This window comes from Pseudomonas sp. GW821-FHT07E12 (genome assembly GCF_058986605.1).
The window spans coordinates 1-20139 of record NZ_JBYSVX010000015.1 but is presented as its reverse complement, the minus strand read 5'-3'; the positions used below and the strand labels follow the sequence as shown (position 1 = coordinate 20139).

Annotated in this window: 16 protein-coding genes; 6 read left to right on the top strand and 10 right to left on the bottom strand. The window is 66.2% G+C overall.

Features of this window, described 5'->3' with window-relative positions; translation table 11 throughout:
• Nucleotides 1–74: 74 nt before the first annotated feature.
• Nucleotides 75–3200: an efflux RND transporter permease subunit gene (locus AC3WJE_RS10475; RefSeq protein ID WP_493730733.1), complete on the top strand. Its 3126-nt coding sequence runs from the start codon at nt 75–77 to the stop codon at nt 3198–3200.
• Nucleotides 3145–3489, top strand: a complete 345-nt coding sequence (locus AC3WJE_RS10470) for a hypothetical protein (protein WP_493730732.1) — start codon at nt 3145–3147, stop codon at nt 3487–3489. The genes AC3WJE_RS10475 and AC3WJE_RS10470 overlap by 56 nt, the downstream gene beginning before the upstream one ends.
• A gap of 435 nt (nt 3490–3924) precedes the next feature.
• Here the strand turns inward: AC3WJE_RS10470 and hglS are convergent, their stop codons facing one another.
• On the bottom strand, nt 3925–5283 hold the full coding sequence (gene hglS / locus AC3WJE_RS10465; protein WP_493730731.1) for a 2-oxoadipate dioxygenase/decarboxylase HglS: 1359 nt from the start codon (nt 5281–5283) through the stop codon (nt 3925–3927).
• Nucleotides 5284–5528: 245 nt separating this feature from the next.
• Complete coding sequence (locus AC3WJE_RS10460; protein ID WP_493730730.1) at nt 5529–6089, bottom strand: hypothetical protein; 561 nt, start codon at nt 6087–6089, stop codon at nt 5529–5531.
• A gap of 409 nt (nt 6090–6498) precedes the next feature.
• Here AC3WJE_RS10460 and AC3WJE_RS10455 point away from each other — a divergent pair, with 409 nt between their 5' ends.
• Both AC3WJE_RS10455 and AC3WJE_RS10450 read left to right on the top strand, forming a co-directional pair.
• Nucleotides 6499–7317 carry a V4R domain-containing protein gene (locus tag AC3WJE_RS10455; RefSeq protein WP_493730729.1) on the top strand — a complete coding sequence of 273 codons (819 nt, stop codon included), beginning with the start codon at nt 6499–6501 and terminating at the stop codon, nt 7315–7317.
• A gap of 59 nt (nt 7318–7376) precedes the next feature.
• A complete protein-coding gene (locus AC3WJE_RS10450) occupies nt 7377–8132 on the top strand; it encodes an MHYT domain-containing protein (RefSeq protein ID WP_493730728.1) in 756 nt (251 codons plus the stop codon).
• 98 nt (nt 8133–8230) lie between these two features.
• Here AC3WJE_RS10450 and AC3WJE_RS10445 read toward each other — a convergent pair whose 3' ends face one another.
• From AC3WJE_RS10445 to AC3WJE_RS10410, 8 genes are all read right to left on the bottom strand, one after another.
• Entirely contained in the window at nt 8231–8989 is a 759-nt protein-coding gene (locus AC3WJE_RS10445; RefSeq protein WP_493730727.1) for an HAD family hydrolase, read from the bottom strand.
• 147 nt (nt 8990–9136) lie between these two features.
• Nucleotides 9137–9481 (bottom strand): EF-hand domain-containing protein, encoded by a 345-nt coding sequence (locus AC3WJE_RS10440; protein WP_493730726.1) that lies wholly within the window; start codon nt 9479–9481, stop codon nt 9137–9139.
• Between the two features lie 225 nt (nt 9482–9706).
• Entirely contained in the window at nt 9707–10084 is a 378-nt protein-coding gene (locus AC3WJE_RS10435; protein WP_493730725.1) for a hypothetical protein, read from the bottom strand.
• 49 nt (nt 10085–10133) lie between these two features.
• Nucleotides 10134–10322 carry a CPXCG motif-containing cysteine-rich protein gene (locus tag AC3WJE_RS10430; protein ID WP_493730795.1) on the bottom strand — a complete coding sequence of 63 codons (189 nt, stop codon included), beginning with the start codon at nt 10320–10322 and terminating at the stop codon, nt 10134–10136.
• Nucleotides 10323–10337: 15 nt separating this feature from the next.
• Nucleotides 10338–11012, bottom strand: a complete 675-nt coding sequence (locus tag AC3WJE_RS10425) for a M15 family metallopeptidase (RefSeq protein WP_493730724.1) — start codon at nt 11010–11012, stop codon at nt 10338–10340.
• Nucleotide 11013: 1 nt separating this feature from the next.
• Nucleotides 11014–12594: a serine hydrolase gene (locus AC3WJE_RS10420; RefSeq protein ID WP_493730723.1), complete on the bottom strand. Its 1581-nt coding sequence runs from the start codon at nt 12592–12594 to the stop codon at nt 11014–11016.
• 55 nt (nt 12595–12649) lie between these two features.
• The gene (locus AC3WJE_RS10415) at nt 12650–15649 is read right to left on the bottom strand and encodes a TonB-dependent receptor (protein ID WP_493730722.1); all 3000 of its coding nucleotides are present in this window, start codon (nt 15647–15649) and stop codon (nt 12650–12652) included.
• 36 nt (nt 15650–15685) lie between these two features.
• The gene (locus AC3WJE_RS10410; protein ID WP_493730721.1) at nt 15686–17167 is read right to left on the bottom strand and encodes a transglutaminase-like domain-containing protein; all 1482 of its coding nucleotides are present in this window, start codon (nt 17165–17167) and stop codon (nt 15686–15688) included.
• Between the two features lie 126 nt (nt 17168–17293).
• Here AC3WJE_RS10410 and AC3WJE_RS10405 point away from each other — a divergent pair, with 126 nt between their 5' ends.
• Both AC3WJE_RS10405 and AC3WJE_RS10400 read left to right on the top strand, forming a co-directional pair.
• Nucleotides 17294–18739 (top strand): C40 family peptidase, encoded by a 1446-nt coding sequence (locus AC3WJE_RS10405; RefSeq protein WP_493730720.1) that lies wholly within the window; start codon nt 17294–17296, stop codon nt 18737–18739.
• On the top strand, nt 18736–19833 hold the full coding sequence (locus tag AC3WJE_RS10400) for a dipeptide epimerase (protein ID WP_493730719.1): 1098 nt from the start codon (nt 18736–18738) through the stop codon (nt 19831–19833). The genes AC3WJE_RS10405 and AC3WJE_RS10400 overlap by 4 nt, the downstream gene beginning before the upstream one ends.
• Nucleotides 19834–20139 lie beyond the last annotated feature (306 nt).

Genomic DNA, 20139 nt, shown 5'->3' with positions numbered 1-20139 from the left:
AGGGGCCAGGGCCTGCCCGCCATCTGCCGTTCCCTGACCTCTGGCCTCCGGCCCCTGGCCCCCGGACCCGCCGCATGAACCTCTCCGCCCCCTTCATCAAGCGCCCGATCGGCACCGCGCTGCTGGCGATCGGTTTGTTCGTGATCGGCCTGATGTGCTATCTGCGCCTGGGCGTGGCGGCGCTGCCGAACATCTCGATTCCGGTGATCTTCGTGCAGGCGACCCAGTCCGGCGCCGACGCCAGCACCATGGCCTCGACCGTCACCGCACCGCTGGAGCGTCACCTCGGCCAGCTGCCGGGCATCGATCGCATGCGCTCGTCCAGCTCCGAAGGCCGGAGCATGGTGTTCATGGTGTTCCAGAGCGATCGCAACATCGATTCGGCCGCTCAGGACGTGCAGACCGCGATCAATGCCGCGCAGGCCGACCTGCCCTCGGGCCTGGGCACGCCGTCGTACCAGAAGGCCAATCCGAACGACGATCCGGTGATCGCGATCGCGCTCACCTCCGCCACCCAGTCCGCCGACGATCTGTACAACGTCGCCGACTCGCTGCTGGCACAGCGCCTGCGCCAGATCACCGGCGTGGCCTCGGTCGACATCGGCGGTGCCTCCACCCCGGCGGTGCGGGTGGACGTGGACCTGCGCGCGATGAGCGCGATGGGCCTGACCCCGGACGACCTGCGCAATGCGGTGCGCGCGGCCAACGTCACCTCGCCGACCGGTTTCCTGTCCGACGGCAAGAACACCACCGCGATCGTGGTGAACGACTCGGTCGCCAAGGCCGCCGACTTCGCCCAGCTCGCCATCGCTACCCAGTCCAACGGCCGCGTGGTGCGCCTGCGCGACATCGCCCACGTCTACGATGGCCAGCAGGACAGCTACCAGGCGGCCTGGCTCGACGGCAAACCGGCGGTGGTGATGTATGTGTTCACCCGCGCCGGCGCCAACATGGTCGAGACCGTCGATCGGGTGAAGGCGGCGATCCCGGAGCTGCGCACCTACCTGCAGCCGGGCACCACGCTCAGCGCCTACTTCGACCGCACCCCCACCATCCGCGCCTCGCTGCATGAAGTGCAGGCCACGCTGCTGATCTCGCTGGCGATGGTGATCCTGACCATGGCGCTGTTCCTGCGCCGGCTGGCACCGACCCTGATCGCTGCGGTGACGGTGCCGCTGTCGCTGGCCGGCTCGGCGCTGATGATGTACATCCTCGGTTTCAGCCTCAACAACCTGAGCCTGCTGGCGCTGGTGATCGCCATTGGTTTCGTGGTCGACGATGCGATCGTGGTGATCGAGAACATCTCGCGCCATCTCGACGAGGGCATGACGCGGATGCAGGCCGCGCTGGCCGGCGCGCGCGAGATCGGCTTCACCATCGTCTCGATCACCGCCTCGCTGGTGGCGGTATTCATCCCGCTGCTGTTCGCCAGCGGCATGATCGGCACGTTCTTCCGCGAGTTCACCATCACCCTGGTGGCGGCGATCGTGGTGTCGATGCTGGTCTCGCTGACGCTGACGCCGGCGTTGTGCAGCCGCTTCCTGTCGGCGCACGCCAGCGCCGAACCCGGCCGCGTGGGCGCGTGGCTGGAGCGCATGCACGAGCGCATGGTGCGCGTGTACACCAAGGCGCTGGATTTCTCGCTGCGCCACGCATTGCTGCTCGCGCTGACGCCGCTGGTGCTGATCGGCGCCACCGTGTTCCTGTTCGGCGCGGTCAAGAAGGGCAACTTCCCGCCGCAGGACACCGGCCTGATCTGGGGCCGTGCCAGTTCCAGCGCCACGGTTTCCTTCGCCGACATGGTCGAGCGCCAGCGCCGCATCACCGACATGCTGATGGCCGATCCGGCGGTGAAGATCGTCGGCGCGCGACTCGGCTCCAGCCGGCAGGGTTCCAGCGCCTCGTTCAACATCGAGCTGAAGACCCGCACCGAAGGTCGTCGCGACACCACCGCCGACGTGGTCACGCGACTCAGCGCCAAGGCCGCCAACTACCCCGACCTGGACCTGCGCCTGCGCGCGATCCAGGACCTGCCCAGCGATGGCGGCGGCGGTACCAGCCAGGGCGCGCAGTACCAGGTCTCGCTGCAGGGCAACGATCTGGCGCAGTTGCAGGAATGGCTGCCCAAGCTGGTCGCCGCGCTGAAGCAGAACCCCAAACTGCGCGACGTCGCCAGCGATGTCGATACCTCCGGCCTGCGCCAGAACATCGTGATCGACCGCGCCAAGGCCGCGCGGCTGGGCATCTCGATCGGCACCATCGACGGCGCGCTGTACGGCGCATTCGGCCAGCGCTCGATCTCGACGATCTATTCGGACATGAACCAGTACAGCGTGGTGGTCAACGCGCTGCCATCGCAGACTGCCACTCCCGCCGCGCTGGACCAGATCTACGTGCCCAACCGTAGCGGCGAGATGGTGCCGATCACCGCAGTCGCCCATCAAGTGGCCGGACTGGCGCCGCCGCAGATCACCCACAACAACCAGTACACGACGATGGACCTGAGCTACAACCTCGCACCGGGCGTAAGCACCGGCGAGGCTGACGCGATCATCAAGGCCACCGTCGATGGCCTGCGCATGCCGGGCGACATCCGCCTCACCGACGGCGGCGGCTTCAACGTGCAGCTCAACCCGAACTCGATGCTGATACTGCTGATCGCGGCGATCCTGACCGTCTACATCGTGCTGGGCATGCTCTACGAGAGCCTGATCCACCCGGTCACGATCCTGTCGACCCTGCCGGCGGCAGGTATGGGTGCACTGCTGGCGCTGTACGTCAGCAACACCGAACTGTCGGTGATCTCGATGATCGCGCTGGTGTTGCTGATCGGCATCGTCAAGAAGAACGCGATCATGATGATCGACTTCGCACAGGTAGCGCAGCGCGAGCACGGCAAGAACCCGCGCGAGGCGGTGCGCGAAGCCTCGATCGTGCGCTTCCGCCCGATCATGATGACCACGATGGTGGCGATCCTGGCGGCACTGCCGCTGGCAATCGGCCTGGGCGAAGGCTCGGAGCTGCGACGCCCACTCGGCATCGCGATGATCGGCGGCCTGCTGATCTCCCAGAGCCTGACGTTGCTCAGCACCCCCGCGCTGTACGTGATCTTCTCGTGCCTGGCACAGCGCTGGAAGGATTGGCGTGCACGTCGACGCGAACGGAAGCTGGCGCGTCAGCGGCCGATTGCTTCGTACTGACCGGGTTGTTCTGATCGCGTTGTTCGGATGCGGCAATGTCTTGCGAGAGATTTGCCGCCGATCCCGGACCAATCAACGTTCGACGCAGACCAACGCCGCTGCTTTGCCGTTGCCGTTGCCGTTGCCGTTGCCGTTGCCCGTGATTTTGCGGTTGCTCTTTCGCTCTTCCGGGGCCCCCATCCGCAGCGGCGGAGACGGCGGGAAAAACCCGAAGGGCGACGTGCATGGATGCACGTCGTTTTCTGCCGCGGCATGGATGCCGCGTCAGAAAATCCCGCTGGCGCAGTGAACCCGTAGCGCAGCGGAGGGCGCGAGGACTGGGGCGTGCTTTCTTTGGGTTACGTTGATCAGCCATTCGGCTGCTGAAAAGCGCTTCTTTGCACGAGCAAAGAAAGGTAACTCGCTCCGAAGGAGCGAAAGCTTTTGCAGTTGAAGTTGCTATTGCTATTGCTGTCACTGCAACGTCAAAACCAGCAAGCAACGTCCTTGGATCCCCGCTTTCGCGGGGATGACGATAGTGAGATGGCCACGGTGGTGAGATGGCGCGGAAGGCACTGGATCCCCACGTTCGCGGGGATGACGTTAGAGAAATTACGCGATGTTAGGGAGATCGCGCGGAAGTCGCTGGGTCACCGCCTGCGCGGGGACGACAGTTGATAGATCGTCGAGAAAGCACCGGCTTTCCGCTTTCACAGAAAGCCCCTCGAACTACCCCGCCAACGAACTACCCCACCAACCCCGCCAAAGAATCCCGCTCGATCCCCTCATAAATCGCAAACTCATCCGCCACAGCCGCCCCCAGCGCCTGCTCGAACGCATCACGATTGGCATGCGCCGCGTAGGCACGCTGCTCAGTACCCCCCAGATTCGACTGGAAAATGCCCGCCGCGCTGACCGGCAAAAAGTCCTCGTAGACCACCGGATCGGCGCTGACCAATCCCGCCGCAATCGCCGCCTCCGCCGGCAGCTTTGCCACCGCAGCAGGATCAGCACGCCCTGCCTCGGTCAGGCCATAGCGGAAATAGCCCAGGCCCTCGCGGCGCAGCGTGTCGTAATCATCCGGAAACCCGACGAACGCCGCTTCAAGCCGCGTCGCATAGTCGCCCCCCGCACTGCCCTCGGCTGCGCGCGCCTGCGCCAACAGCGCGTCGTACAGCGCGCGCCCCTTCGGCGTGAGCGCCAGGCCGCGCTGTTCGATTTCACCGAAGCGCGCGGTATGTGTACCCGCCTTCCCGCCAGCGGTATCCGGGAAATCCACCGCCTCCTCCAGCGCCTTGAAGCTGGTCTGGCGCAACAGGATCGAGCAGCGCCGGCGCGGCGGCCCTTCGATCACCGCCTTGGCATCGATACCACGACGCTGCATCTCGACCTGGGCGGCGTCGATATCGAGCGTGCGCGGGGTCAGGTGGTTGATGTGCGGACCGTGGAAACACACCACGTCCGCGATCAGACGATGTGCATCGCTCAGCGCGCGGTAAGTGGTCAGCGAAACCGTCGCATCGCGATGCCAGCGGAAGGTCTCCAGTGCTTCGGCGACGAACTGCCCGGCGTCGCTGCGCTGCAATCCACCCTCGCGCTCGGCCTGCTCGATCAGTACCAGCGCGCGCTCGGTGAAGATCTTGCGTCGGGCAAGAATCTCCGCCGCCTGCGCCCGCAGCGCCTCATCCTCGATCAACTCCAGCCGCAGCAGCGAAGTGAACACGCGGAACGGATTGCGCGCCAGCGCCTCGGCGCGCACCGGGCGGAATGCGGTGGAGTGCACCGGCACGCCGGCCACGGACAGGTCGTAATAGCCGACCGGCTGCATCCCCATCACCGCGAACAGCCGGCGCAGCGTGGCCAGTTCCTGCGCGGTGCCGACGCGGATCGCGCCGTGCCGTTCCAGATCCAGGCGCGCACGCTCGTCGTTGCGCTGCAACTGCCCGGCCAACGCCGGATCGGCTGCCAGCGTGTCGGCGTTGACCTCGGCCACCAGCGCCATCAGCGTGCCGTACAGCGGCACCTCGGTGCGGTACATGTCCGACATCGCCTGTGCGAACAGGCTGCGGATCTCATCGGGGGAAACGAATGCGGGGTCGCTCATCGGTAAGGGCCGGATCGGAAGCCGGCAGGTCCGGCGATGCGGCATTTTCGCCGAGGTCACCCAGGGAGACCAGTTGCGGGGCAGCAAAGCAAGGCACGCGAAATTCCTGTAGGAGCGGCTTCAGCCGCGATGGGGCTTGCCATTTGAATCCCCGCACATGGATGTGCGGGCTTTTGCAGAGGGACCTGCATGAAAGCCCCATCGCGGCTTACGCCGCTCCTACAGGGATTCGGGGATTGCGTGGATCAGAGCCTGGCCTTGTCGGCCGCCTCGGCGGCCCGGGCAGCTTCCTGGGCCCGTTCCAGGCGCTGCGCGCGGTTGCCCAACTGGCGCTGCAGCTGAGCATCGAGCCGGATCGGTCGCTCCCAGCGGTCGTAACTGGCGACGATGGCGTGGCGCACTGCGCGGTAATGCAGGTTGTTCGGGGCGATCGGCAGGCGCCCGACCACGCCGTTCCAGCCATCGTGGTGGTCGCGGCTCCACGCGCGCACCGCCTCGCGGCACGACAGGTTCATCACGAACGTCCAGGTGCAGGCGAAATAGATGTCGCCCGGCTGCCAGTGCTGCTGTTCCAGCAATGCCTGGATGTAGCCCCGGCGGACATTGGCGTAACGGGCCACCTCGTCGACGAAAGCGTCCGGGTAGCGACGTGCGTAGGTGTTGATGTCGTCGAGCTGGCGGTCGATCCAGGCATCGCCGGTACCGGCTGCGTAAGTCGGTGCCGGTGCGGATTCCGCGGCGTGCTGCTGCGCCGACAATGCGCCCGGAGCGGACGCCAGCGCGAGTGCGAACACGACGGGAAGCATGCGGAAGCTCATGCGGCGATGATGCCGTATGCGCCGCCGGGTGTCAGGCCGAGGCGTTGCCAGGCACGAACGCATCCACCATCACCTTGCTGCGCGATCTGCGATTCATGGGCCTGTGCATCGCCGCCCACAGCCCCGGATCATCACCGCGACCGTGCCGAAAAACATGAGCTCGCCCTGCTGTCCCCTTGTGCGGCGCTTCCGTTGCAACCGGCCCGACTGTCCCGATTCTTGGCCTGACGAACCGTGATGACACTCACGAACATCTGTGGGCCTGTGTGCAGGCCGTCGCGTTATTGCATTCATGCTTCGTGATATTTCTTACCGAGCTGCATAGAGACTCGTTTTTATGCAGGAACGCGCGGTGCAGGAAACGCCCCACGCGGGCGGTCGTTCGACACGGGGAATCATGGACAAACTCGTCGACATAGAACTGAAGATCGTTTCCGATCGCCGGGACGGTCTGCTGCTGGCGCTGGGCGAGGTGCTGATCGCCAACCGCTTCAACCTGCTGCGCCACCGCCGCGCCAACACCGAGAGCGGCGTGATCATGATCATGGTCGTGCAGGGGCCCGAGGCCAACCTCATGCAGATGGAGGAACAGCTGGGCACGCACTGGATGGTGCAGAGCCTGGAGGCCAACGCTTACGACGCCAGCGCACCGGCCACTTTGCAGACGGCGCCCCCGGCACACCGGGAAGCACCCGCGCCGGCCGCCGTGGCACCGGTCGCGGCACCAGCCCCCATTCAAGCCCCTACCCAGCAGGCCAAGGTCGCCTACGACCAGAAGCGGGTCGAAGCCCTGCTGCCACAGATCGCCAAGGACTATCCGCAGGTGTTCGGTCAGGTGATGAGCCTTGAGCGCGGCCTGGAGCCGGCCCAGCGCGAATCGACCCTGCGCTACATCGGCACCCGCGTCGGCACCTGGGTGTACAAGCGCGACTTCGCCCTGGGCGCGCGTCTGCCGATGGCCGGTTCGATCCGCCACATTGCCTTGCCGGCGCTGCGCCAGCTGCTGCCCGCAGAGTTGGAGGAAGACGCGCTGAAGACCTACAGCAGCCCGTTCGCCAACTCGGGGCCAGCGGTCACCGCGCCGCAATGCCACTTCCTGCGCGGCTTCCTCGAAGGCGCACTCAACGAGGCCGGCAATCTGGGCCTGGTGCGGGTCAGCGAAGTGTCCTGCCGCGCCAACGGCGCGAGCTGCTGCAAGTTCGTGTTCCACGTCTGACCCGAGCTGTCCCGGCCAGCCAGCCACCACCGCGACAACGAGCCAAGGGGAAATCCACCATGCCGCACGACCACGCGATCCATTGCATCCACGACCCGATCCTGATGCTGTTGTCCTACCTGGTTTCGGTCCTCGGCTCGTTCACCGCGTTGCAGATAGCAGTCGGCATCCCGGCCGCGCGGACCGGAGCGCAGCGCTGGCAGGCGGTGACCGCCGGTGGCGTGGCGCTGGGGGCCGGCGCGATCTGGGCCATGCACTTCATCGCCATGCTGGCGTGCCGGATGGAAATCCAGGTGACCTACGACCTGGGCCTGACCACGCTGTCGGCGGTGGTCGGCATCGCCTCGTGCATGATCGGCCTGGCCTTGGCCGGCTCCGGCGTGTTCGGCTGGGGCAAGCTGCTGCTGGCGGGACTGTGCATGGGCCTGGGCGTGGCCGGCATGCACTACACCGGTATGGCCGCGATGAAGATGCCGGCAGCGATCCACTACGACGCGGGCATCGTCGGCCTGTCCGTGGTGATCGCCGTGGTCGCCTCGACGGTGGCGCTGTGGCTGGCCTTCAACCTGCGCGGCTGGTTGCAGATGCTGGGCAGCGCGCTGGTGATGGGCGTGGCGGTGTGCGGCATGCACTACACCGGCATGTACGCCGCAAGCTTCATGCCCAACGGTGAGGATGTCGCGCTGAGCACCGCCGGCGGGCTGGGCGGCGACTACCTGGGCATGGGCATCTTCGCGGTGGCCACAGCCTTGCTGACGGTGATGCTGGTGATGACCATGCAGCGCCGGCAGCAGCGCGCCTCGGTTTCGATCTGATCCGCCATGGCTTGCGACGGGGCGTGCCCGTGGCCGTCCCGCCATTCGCGCGTCAGCGCGCGTCGTGCACGCGGTGATGTCGCATGGGCCGCCGGGTGTCAGGCCGGGGCCTTTCCACCCGCGAGCACATCCAACGCACGTACCGCCGCCGGCCAACCCGAGGCAGCGGGTACTTCACGCAGGCGCGGATCGCCCTCGGTCACGCCGTGTTCCTGCTCGTGCGCCCAGGTCACCGCATAGGGCGTGTGGATGCCCCAGCCGCCCAGCGCCAGCACCGGCTCGATATCCGAACGCAGCGAATTGCCGACCATCGCGAAGCGCTGCGCTGGCAGGTCGAATTCGGCCAACACGCGGGCGTAGGTCGACGCATCCTTCTCCGACACCACCTCGATGCGGTGGAACAGGTCCGACAGGCCGGACTCGGCGATCTTCTGCTCCTGGTGGAACAGATCGCCCTTGGTGATCAGCACCACCTCGAACTCGCGCGCGATCTCCTCCACCGCCTCGCGCACGCCGGCGATCACTTCCACCGGGTGCTGCAGCGTGGTGCGGCCGATTTCCAGCACTTTCTGGATGTCCTGCGCGGAGATCCGCGCATCGGTCAGTTCGATCGCGGTCTCGATCATCGACAGGGTCATGCCCTTGACGCCGTAGCCGAAGATCTTGAGGTTGCGCCGCTCGACCGCCAGCAGGTGCTGCTGCATGCGCTGGTCGCGCAGATCGATGTAGTGGCCGAGGATCGCCTCGAAATCCTGCTCGGCGGTGCGGTAGTAGTCCTCGCTCTTCCAGAGCGTGTCGTCGCCGTCGAAGCCGACCAGTTGGATCGCGTGGCCGTCGCGTATGTCGATGCTGTTCATCGACACGATTGTAAGGCCCGGCCTCGCCGCGTTGTAGAGCAGAGCTTGCTCCGCCGGGCCTTCCCGTCGTAGAGCGGAACCCGCTCCGCTGAAGCTTTCCCAGGAAGGCCCCAGCGGAGCAAGCTCCGCTCCACACGCGTGCAGGGATCAGTTCTGCTGCTGCGGGGGCGCGCTGTTGCCGCCACTCTGCTGCTTGGCGACGAAGGCCTTGTATTCGTCCGGCGTCAGCTTGCCGTCGCCATTGCCGTCCGCCTGATCGAAGATCTGGGCGAGGCCGGCGTTGACCTGCGCTTCCTGTTTGCTGATCGCGCCATCGCCGTCGGTGTCGAGGCTGGCCCAGGTCTGCCCGCCACCGGACGATTGGCCTGACTGTGCCGCCGCGGCAGCGGCGGGATCCTGCGAGGCGGCGCTCTGGGCCATGGCAGGCAACGCCAGGGCAGCGGTCAGCGCGGCGGTGATAACGAGCAGCGACTTGCGATTGCGGGTACTCATGCGGGTGTCTCCTTCGATTCGGGGGTGCACAGCGGCCGTGCACGCACCCCAAGCTATCCACCCCGCATGAACCTGCCTTGCCCTCCGATCAGAGGCGAAACATCGTTTTAACCACCTCGCCGGCGAATGCGGCTAGCCCGAAGTTAGCAGCAGGTGATTGCTTGGTAACGCACGCATTCAACGCGCCGGAAACTGCGAGCCAGCGCGCGTTTTCCCCGCTGCGTTTCAGCCTTCGTCGGGATGCTTTTTTTCTGATTGGCCACTGAACAACCACCAGCCGAGGCCGACACCGGACAGTGCGCCGACCAGTTCCAGCACCACGCGCGAGCCCAGTTCGTCCGGATCGTGGATGCTGGCCAGCGCAATACGCGCATACAGCGGCGATTCCAGCCGCACGATGCTGGTGTAGAACAGATTCCAGATGTCGTAGCCGGCGGCGATCGCCGCGGCGGTGACGCAAGCGCCACCGAGCACGTGGCCGTACGACAGCGAGGTCCGGCGGCGTAGCGCTTCCCACAGCACGAGCATCAGCACGCCCACCAGGAATGCGATCAGGCCGGCTTCCAGCGATCCGAGCAGGCCGTAGTGCAGTGGCAGGTTCATGTAAGGGCTTCCGGTGGGAGAAGCGTCATTCTAGTGTGCCGTGCCTGCGTCAGGCCTCGTTCTCCGAGCGCGCGTGCACCTGCGCCTGCCCCTCCTCGTCCACCGTCACGCTGATCGCGATCGGCCGGCAGCACACTTGGCAGTCCTCGATGTACTGCTGCTGGTCGACCGAGGTGTCGATCGCGATCTCGATCCATTCGCCGCAATAAGGACAGGCGATGTCGATGAATTCCTGCATGTCGGGCATCGGCGGTCACCTCACGGGGAAATCGTAGGCGGTATCCGGGGTCGGCTCCGGCTTGTAGGTGAAATGCCACCACTCCATCGGATAGTTGGCGAATCCCTGCGCCTGCATCGCCTCCAGCAGTTGCTGGCGATGGCGGTGTTGTTCGGGCGTGGCGCGCGGCGAGTCGGTGTTGGCGAGCGTGTCGAAGAAATCGAAGCCGGTGCCCATGTCGACGTCGCGGCATGGGCCATCGCGACAATCGAGCAGCCCCAGATCGACCGTGGCGCCGCGGCTGTGGCCGGAGGTTTCGGCGATGTAGTCGCCCAGCAGCGCGTGCTTGTCCACGTCCGGATAATGCACGGACTTGCTGGACGGATCGTCCGGCGCCTGCGCCCAGGCGACGAAGGCCTGCACCGCGCGTACCGGGCGGTAGCAGTCGTACAGGCGCAGCGCGTAGCCGTGTGCGTGCAAGCTGCGTTGCACGCGCGCGAGCGCCTCGGCGGCCGGTTTCAGCAGCAGACAACGTGGCGCCTCGTAGCCCGGCACGATGCGGCCGGTGAAGTTGTCGCGACCGGCATAGCGCATGTCGACGACGAAGCCCGACGCGAGCGTGGCCACGTCGCGCATGCCGGCCTGCGCGGCGTCATGCGCGGGCGAGACCGTCGGGGGCGCAGCAGTCGCGCTACCGGCGAACAGCAGCACGCTAGCGGCAATCCGCCACGCGGGTGAAATGCAGGTCGGCGTAGTCATAGCTGAAGTCGGCGTCCGGATCGATCGCGGCGAGCGTCATCCTAGCCCGTACCGGCGTGCCTTCGTTGGCGAAGGCCAGCCACGGCTCGGCATCGACGCTGTCGTCGTCCCAGTCCACCAGCCAGCGCTCGTGCGAGCGCATCAGCCTGCCGCGCAGCAGTGGCGAACGCGCCGCGACGAAGCGCACCGCGCCGCCAGCCGGACACAGCCTGACCTCGCCGAACCAGGGATCGCGATACACACCCAGCCAGGGCCTGGTTTCGGTGGGCGTCGCATCGCGGCGGTCGGAGGTATCAGGTTTACGCGCCGAGGCCGGCTTCGGCGCATCGCGCTCGGCCTGCAGCAGACGCGCATAGTGGCTCACGTCCAGTTCGGGCGAGCCGGGGCGGGTGAAACTCTTCTGCAACGCCTCGCCCAGCGCGGTGCGCGCAGCCTCGCCATCGCCGTTGACCAGGATCACGAAGCCGCTGCGTCGGTCCGGCAGCAGCACCAGCGAGGAATACATGCCCATCAGCGTGCCGGTGTGCGCAACCTTCCATTCGCCATCCACGTCCGACAGGCGCCATCCGTAGCCATAGCCGTACAGGCGGGTGCTGTCCCAATCGCGCATGCGCTGGCTGATCGGCATCGGCGTGGCCAATGTCCAGACCGCGCGGCGTTGCGTATCCGACAGCCAGGGCGCGGCGGCATCCGGCACCAGCCAGGCGCGCTGCATCCAGGTCAGCATGTCGCGCAGGCTGCAGCGGATGCCGCCGGCGGCCATCGACGGCGAATCGGGGATGCGGGCACCGTCCTCGCGCACCGGCAGGTTGCGCTCGCCCTGACGCATGTGTGGCTGGGCGATGTTGCCGACCTCATCGCGCTCCCACGCACCGACCTGACAGCGGGTCATACCGAGCGGGCCGAACACCTGCTCGCGCACCAACTGCTCGTAGGGCTTGCCGCCTGCGGCCGCAGCGACCTCGCCTGCGACCACGTACAGCAGATTGTCGTAGGCGTAGTGCGCGCGGAAGCTGTGGGTCGGTTTGAGAAAGGCGAGCCCGGCGATGATGTCGGTGCGGGTGAAGTCATTGGGCTCCGGCCACAGCATCAGGTCGCCCGCGCCTAGCCCGAGACCGCTGTTGTGCACCAGCAGGTCGCGGACCTGGATATTGCGGGTCACCCACGGGTCGTACATGCGGAACTGTGGCAGGTACTTGATAACCGGATCGTCCCAGGCCAGCTTGCCCTGGTCGACCAACCGCGCCAGCACACCGGTGGTCATCGCCTTGCTGTTGGAAGCGATCTTGAACAGCGTATCGGCATCGATCGCCTCGCCGCTGCCGGCCACGCGCTCGCCGCCGGTGCGCTGGTAGACGATCCGGCCGTCCTCGATCACGCCCACCGCGAGCCCGGGCAGGTGGTATTCGGCCATGGTCTGGTCGAACAGCGTGTCCAGCCGTGCACGATCGGCGGCTGACGCCAGCACGGGCGATGCCAACAGCGCAACAAGAAGGCAGCGGCGCGCGGCGCGCACGAACGAGGGCGGCATCATGCGGGGGTTCCTGGAACGACGTCGCCGGACGATAGCGCGTCCGGCGACGGATGGCTCAGTAGTTCAGCGAGACCACCAGCTGTGCGTAGCGTGGCGACTGGAAGCTGGTCGGCCACAGGAAGGTTTCGCTGCGATAACCGATGTCGGTCTCCAGGTCCTGGTCCACCGACAGCTTCTTCTGTTGATTGGTCAGGTTGTAGACCGCGAACTTGACCTTCAGATCGGCAGCACCGAAGTGCTTCCGCCAGGTCACGCTGGCTCCCAGCTCGTAGCTCCATGGCAACCGCCCGTAGGCACCGCGGCCGGAATGCTCGTAGACCCGCTCGGAAGCGTTGGCCGAGGTGCAGTTGGCCACGCAGATGTAATAGCTGTGGTAGTTGGTACCGTCGTAGGGATTGCCGACGCCGAAGCCGGTGATCGGCCCACCCGAGCGCGCATCCAGGGTTGCGCCGATGGTCCACTCCTCATTGATCGCATAGGCGCCGCGCAACTTGATCTGATGGCGGCGATCGTTGGCGAGATAGCCGTAGCCGGCGTAGTTCACCCACGGATCATCGAAATTCTCGGTGCGTCCGGTGTCGGCGAAGTTGGTGTCGGAATTGACCGGCCCCTCCGCGTTGCCGCGGCCGTAGGCCAATGTGTACGAGGCGTTCATCGACCACTTGCCGTCCCAGGCACGATCCAGCTGCAGCTCCAGCGCCTTGTAGTCGCGCCTGGGCTTCACCCAGCCGCGCTGGCCGACGTAGTTGCCCTCGTCGTCATACAGTGCCCAGCCTTCCTTCGAGGTGTCGATGCTGACCCAGCCATCGGCCTTGCCGTCGCAGTTGGTATCGCCCCATACGGTGACGGTCTTGCCCGGGTTGGCCATCACCCAGCCGACGTAGGCATCGCCACAGACACCGGTGGCGGTGATCTCCATGTCGTCGATGGCGTTGTGCAGCTTGCGGTAGATGCCGCGCACACCATACGACCATGCCGCGTTGATCGCCTGCTGGAAGCCGAGGATCAGCTCGTCCTGATAGACCGGGTCCATGTCGCGGTCCACTTCCGAGCGCAGGTCGCCGACGCTGCCGTTGCCCTGCGAGTCGTCCACCGCGCCAATCTGCGCGCCGAGGATCGGCGTCAGATAGGTCGAGCCATTGCGCTCATTGCTCTGCCAACCATCGAACACGTAGTAGGTGCGCTCGTCGAGCAGGCCACCGGCCTGCTTGATGTTGATGACGTTGGCCACCGGCAGGAAATAGCGGCCGACGTTGCCGAACACCTTCATCGAGCCGTCGCCCTTCGGATCCCAGGAGAAACCGAAGCGTGGCGCGAGCATGTCGTCCATCTTGATGTAGCTGCGGCCCTCGCTGTCCTTGTTGTCGAACGTCTCCAGCCTCAGCCCCAGGTTGAGCAGCAGGTTGGGCGTGATCGACCAGTTGTCTTCCAGGTAGTAAGCGGCGTTGTCGGTCTCGAACTTGCCGGCGATCTCGTAACGACGGGCACGCACATAACCGGTCGCGCCGGCCGGCACCACGCCGCCATTGGCCAGCGTGGCACCGGGCGTGGTCGCGTAGACGTTGTAGTAGTAGCCGCCCGGACCGGGATAGTTGCGCTCGTAGGTCGAGGTGTTCTGCTCGTGGTCCAGGCCGAAACGCAGCAGGTGGTCACCAAGCGACCATTCGAAGTCCAGGCGCCCGGCCTTGCGCTCATCCAGGCGTGATTCCACCGCCGAGCTGGTGGTGCAGCCGAGCACCGCGCCGGAGGGTGTCATCGCGGTGGTGGCGACGACGCGGTTGCACTCGATGTCGGCCAGGCTCTTGCTCGAATAGTCGCGCTTGTTCTCACCGACCATCGCCTTCATCGTGAAGCGATCGGTGAGGTGGCCGTTGTAGGTCAGTGCCCAGTTGCTGCCGCCGGTGTCGGTGTAGATCTCGTTGGTCTTTTCACCGCGGGTGGCACTGGCATAGTCGTAGTCATAGACATCGGTGGTTCTGTCGTCCTTGTCCGAGAACGCCAGCAGCGACAGGCTATGGTTGTCGGTGATCTGCCAGTCCAGCTTGCCGCCCCAGAAGCCGTTGTCGGACGTGCCGTTGTTGTAGACGCTGCCGCTGCTGTTGGTGTTGAAGTCGCGGTTGTCGCGCGCCTCGTACATGCCGAAGAAGAACAGCCGGTCCTTCACGATCGCGCCGGAGGCGAACACGTTGAGCTTGTTGTGGGTGCCGCCGTCGCGACTGGCGATGTAGTACGCCTGGCCATCGGGAGTAAAGTAATCGCGTCCACCCAAACCCCACGCACTTGGCTCGGCGGTCATCTCCACACCGGCGTGGAACTCGTTGGTGCCCGAGCGCGTGACCGCATTGATCACACCGCCGGTGGTGCGGCCGTATTCGACCGAGTAGCCGCCGGTCTTGACCTGGAACTCCTGGAAGAACGCGAACGGCGCCGAGGAGAAGCCGATCCGGTTGTAGAAATCGGTGACATTCAATCCATCGATATAGACCGCGTTCTCGGCCACCGAGGAGCCACCGAACGAGATGCCCTGCCCGCCGAGCGAGGACTTGCCCGAGACCACGCCCGGCGCCAGCAGTGCCACCGATTTCAGATCCTGATCGACCGGCAGGCGTGCCACGTCCTGACGCGAAATGTTCATCGCCGACTCGGTCGAGGTGACATCCACCATCGAAATCACCTGCGGCGCACGCACCTGCACGGTGCCAAGCGTACTGACCGCACCGACCGGCACGTTCACCGTGGTGGCGTTGCCGAGCAGCACGCTCACCTCACCCACCCGCACCGGCGCGCCGCCACCTACCGCCAGTTCCATCACGTAGTTGCCCGGCGGCAGCAGTGGAATGCGATAACTGCCGTCGGCATTGGCCGTGGCGCTGCGGGCGAGGCCGGTTTCGGGATTGCGCACGATCACGGTGGCGCCCTCCAGCTTCTGCCCACCATCGCTGAGCAGGCGTCCCACGACGGCGCCATCCTGGGCCATGACGATCGGCGCGATCGATCCCATACACGCCCCCAGTGCGACGCACAACGCCGCCTTGCGCAAACGCTTGCCGTTCATCCCCTGCTCTCTCCTGCAGTTGTTGAAGTGGTGGTGCTAATTGGCCGGCAGCACCTGCCAGTCGAAGTGGTAATCCCATTGGTCGAAATAGAGGTTGCCGCCGCGCCATTCGGCTTCGCCGCGCTGCGAGTCCTCGGTTTCCGAACGGAAATGCGTCTTGGCCGGCCACAGCGGCTGCGCGTAGTCGTCGTTGAAGACGATGCGGTAGCCGTCGAGGCCGCCGAAGTAGAAGTCGCGCAGCGCCGGATCGTCGCTGGCGAGCGCGCCGGTGGTGACATCCATCGGCACCCAGCCGTACGGCGCCAGATACAACCAGCCCCAGTCGTGCAGGTTGGCGTAGCCGATCGCGTTGTCGGAGAACGTCCAGCCGGACTGCCAACGCGCCGGAATGCCGTTCAAACGCAGCAGCGCGATCAGCAGCAGCGTCTGCTGGCCGCAATCGGCATGGCCGGCATGCAGCGCGTAGTCACTGATGTTGGCGATCGTCGAATACTCGCGCGCACCGGCCCACGGAATGCGATCGACCGCGGCGAACAGCTTGCGTGCGATGCGGTAGGGATTGGTCTCATCACCCACGATTTGCCGTGAGAACGCGCGCAACGCCGGGGTGAAAACGATGTGCGGCGGACGCTCGGCCAGGTACGGCTGCAGCGCCGGATCGGCCGGCGTCGCCTGCACCTTGTCCGGATCGATCGCGAAGTGACGCGCGTAGATCGTCAGCTCGTAGCTCACCGAGAATTCGGTGGGCGTGCCGGCCACGGCCTTGCGCTCCAGATAGGCGGTGCGCTGCAGCGTGGCTTCCGGCGCCACGCGCGCGCCGGTCGGTGCACTGACGAGATAACGGATCGCCTCCTGCTGGCCGGGAATCGCACGCGGATACGGAATCCACGCGCGGATCGTCTCGCCGGCCGGCACCGCATCGGCCTTCACCGTCAGCGACTGGGTGATGCGCACCCGCTGCGGCAGCAGGCTGGTCGCAGTCGGATCGGCCTTCGCCGCCGCGATCACCTGCCGGTGGTACGGCTGCAGATGCTCGTAGGGACCATCGACCATCTTCGGCGCATCGGGGCCACGCCGCGCCCTGGCGGCGGCATCGAGCCGGAACAGGTTGGACGGCGCGCGATTGAAGTAACGACGGCTGCCGTCGATGTCGAGATGTTCGAGCAACCCGGCACCATCCCAGGCAGTGAAATCGGCATCGCTGAAATCCGGGATCCACTTGCGCAGACGCTGCTTCACCGCCGCTTGGTCGAGGCCGAAATCCAGCCGGATCCGGCGCATCCGCTCGCGCTGGAATGCGTAGGCCTCGCGCTGCGAAGCGGTCAGTCCCGGTTTGGCCAGTGCCGCATCGATCTGGGCCTCGGCCTCGCGGAAGTGGCCGGCCTCGATCTGCGCCAGCAGCGACGATGGCACGTCCGCCGCAATGGCCGGCAGCGTCGCCAGCAGCAGCGCGCAGCCCAACGCGCGCAATCCGCGCATGGCGGGCGACGGGCGGCGCTGGTCAGGAGACAGATCCACGACGACACTTCCCCGGTGCAGGTGGTGATCGCGGTGTAGCACGCACCGGCACCGTCGGTCAATAATTTATTCTTGCAATTTACGAATTAACGAATAAATATTCTTGAACATATCCCGCGGAGCGCCATGACCATGCAAGCGAACCGACGCCGCCCCGGCCGCTGGCCGGTCATCGCTGCTGGGTTGCTGTTCGCGCTGATCCTGCCGGCCGGTGCGCGCCAGGCGAATGCTCCGATAGCGGCGATCGATCCGGTCACCGGCGTGGTCGCGGTCGCCCCCGCGCAGCTGTCGCCGGACTACTGGATCGCGCGCCAGTCCACGCCAGACCGCGTGATCCTCGACCGCACCGGCATCGGCGCGCAGAACGCGCGCATGCGCGCCCAGGACGCCCACATCCACGATCTGCGTGCACTGCCCTCGCCACTGCCTGCGGACTGGGTGCGCGAACAGATCGGCCAGCTGTCCAGGCGCCCCACCCGCACGCTGTACGACGCGCAGGGCCAGCCGCTGGCTGCGGCCACGCTCGACGGATTCGTCGCCGACCTCTCACTCGACACCATTCCTGCCACACGCCCGCTCCAATACGGACTGGTGACCCAGCGCGCGGCATTGCGCACCTTCCCGACCGACGTGCGCGTGTTCAGCCGCATCGGCGACACCGATATCGACCGCTTCCAGGAATCGGCGCTGTTCCCCGGCGACGCGGTCGCGGTGCTGCACCAGAGTCGCGATGGCCGCTGGCTGTTCGTCGCCAGCGAGCGCTACTTCGCCTGGATCGAGAAACGCTACGTCGCCACCGGCAGCGCCGGGCAGGTGTTCGGCTACGCCCGGCCGGGACCGCAGCGCATCGTCACCGGTTCCAGCGTGTTCACCACCTACACGCCCGAGCAGCCACAGCTCTCGCGTCTGCAACTGGACATGGGCGTGCGCGTGCCGGTGCTCGCCGACTGGCCGGCCGACCAGCCGGTCAACGGCCAGTTGCCGTACACCGCGTGGGTGATCCAGCTGCCGGTGCGCAACGACGATGGCAGTCTCGCGCTGATGCCGGCGTTGCTGCCACGCACCGCCGACACCGCTGCCGACTACCTGCCGCTGACGCCACGCACCTTCATCACCCAGGCCTTCAAGTTCCTCGGCGAGCGCTACGGCTGGGGCCACGACTACGGCACCCGCGATTGCAGCGGCTTCGTCTCGGAGATCTACCGCAGCTTCGGCGTGCTGATGCCGCGCAACACCAGCGCGCAGGCAGTCAGCCCGGCGCTGGACCGTATCGCCTTCGACCAGAACGACGACACGGCCAGGCGCATGGCCGCGGTGAAGCAGCTGCAGGTCGGCGATCTGGTCTATATCCCCGGCCATGTGATGGTCACGCTCGGCCACGATCACGGACTGACCTACATGATCCACGACACCGCCGGCGGCGGCTGGGCCGGCGCGGATGGCAAGCGCGTGTCCGGTCACCTCAATGGCGTATCGGTGACGCCGCTGGAACCGATGCTTGCCAGCGATACTGCGTCCTATCTCGACCTCATCACCAACATCCAGCGCATGCGCCCGCATACTGACGAATGAAGATCACCGACATCCAGCTCGGCATGCTGCGCGTGCCACTCAAGACCCCGTTCAAGACCGCGCTGCGCACCGTGGAGACGGTCGAGGACGTGATCGTGCTGATCCACACCGACAGTGGCCACGTCGGCCACGGCGAAGCGGCACCGACCCCACCGATCACCGGCGACACCCACGGCTCGATCGTCGAGGCGATCGAACGCCACATCAAACCGCGCCTGATCGGCCAGGACATCGCCGACCTCAACCGCATCACCGCGCTGATCCAGTCGTCGATGGAGCGCAACACCAGCGCCAAGGCCGCCGTGGAAATCGCCGTCTACGACCTGTGGGCACAGCTGTACGGCGCACCGCTGTACCGGATGCTGGGCGGCGGCGATCCGGTGATCACCACCGACATCACCATCAGCGTGGACCACATCGACAAGATGGTGGCCGACTCGCTGTCGGCGGTGGAGCGCGGCTTCGACTCGCTGAAGATCAAGGTCGGCAAGGACATCGGCGTGGATGTCGAGCGGGTCAAGGCGATCCACGCCGCAGTCGAGGGCCGCGCCCTGCTGCGCCTGGATGCCAACCAGGGCTGGACCGCCAAGCAGGCAGTACACGCGATGCGCACGCTGGAGGAAGCCGGCATGGCGCTGGAACTGCTGGAGCAACCGGTCAAGGCTGCCGACATTGATGGGCTCAAGTACGTCACCGAGCGGGTCAACACGCCGGTGATGGCCGACGAGAGTGTGTTCGCGCCGCACCAGGTGTTCGAGCTGATCCAGCGCCACGCGGCGGACATCATCAACATCAAGCTGATGAAGACCGGCGGCCTGTCCAACGCGATCCGCATCGCCGACATCGCCGGGCTGTACGGGGTGCCGTGCATGATCGGCTGCATGATCGAATCGAGCATCAGCGTGGCGGCGGCGGTGCACCTGGCAGTGGCCAAGTCCGATGTGATCACCAAGGTGGATCTGGATGGCCCGTCGCTGGGACAGTTCAATCCGGTCGAGGGTGGTGTGATCTTCAACGAATCGGAGATCAGCATCACCGATGCACCGGGGTTGGGGATTCGCGAGATTCGTGGCTTGGAGATGTTGCGACCGTGATGGCGCTGCGCGCGAGCGGCGTGTGGTCCAGGTCCTCAGCGCGGCCTGCTGGTGCTGGTGCCGTTCTTGCCGTTGTTTTGGCTTTTGCTCGCCGGGGTCCCCTCCGTAGCGGTGGAGACAGCGGGAAAAACCCGAAGGGCGGCGTGCATGAATGCGCGTCGTTCGCGGCAGGGACAGAAAGAAAGGTAACTCGCGCCCGACAGGGCGTGAAACGCTCTCGCTTTTGCTTTTGTAGGAGCGGGGGGGGGGGGGGGGGGGGGGGGGGGGGGGGGGGGGGGGGGGGGGGGGGGGGGGGGGGGGGGGGGG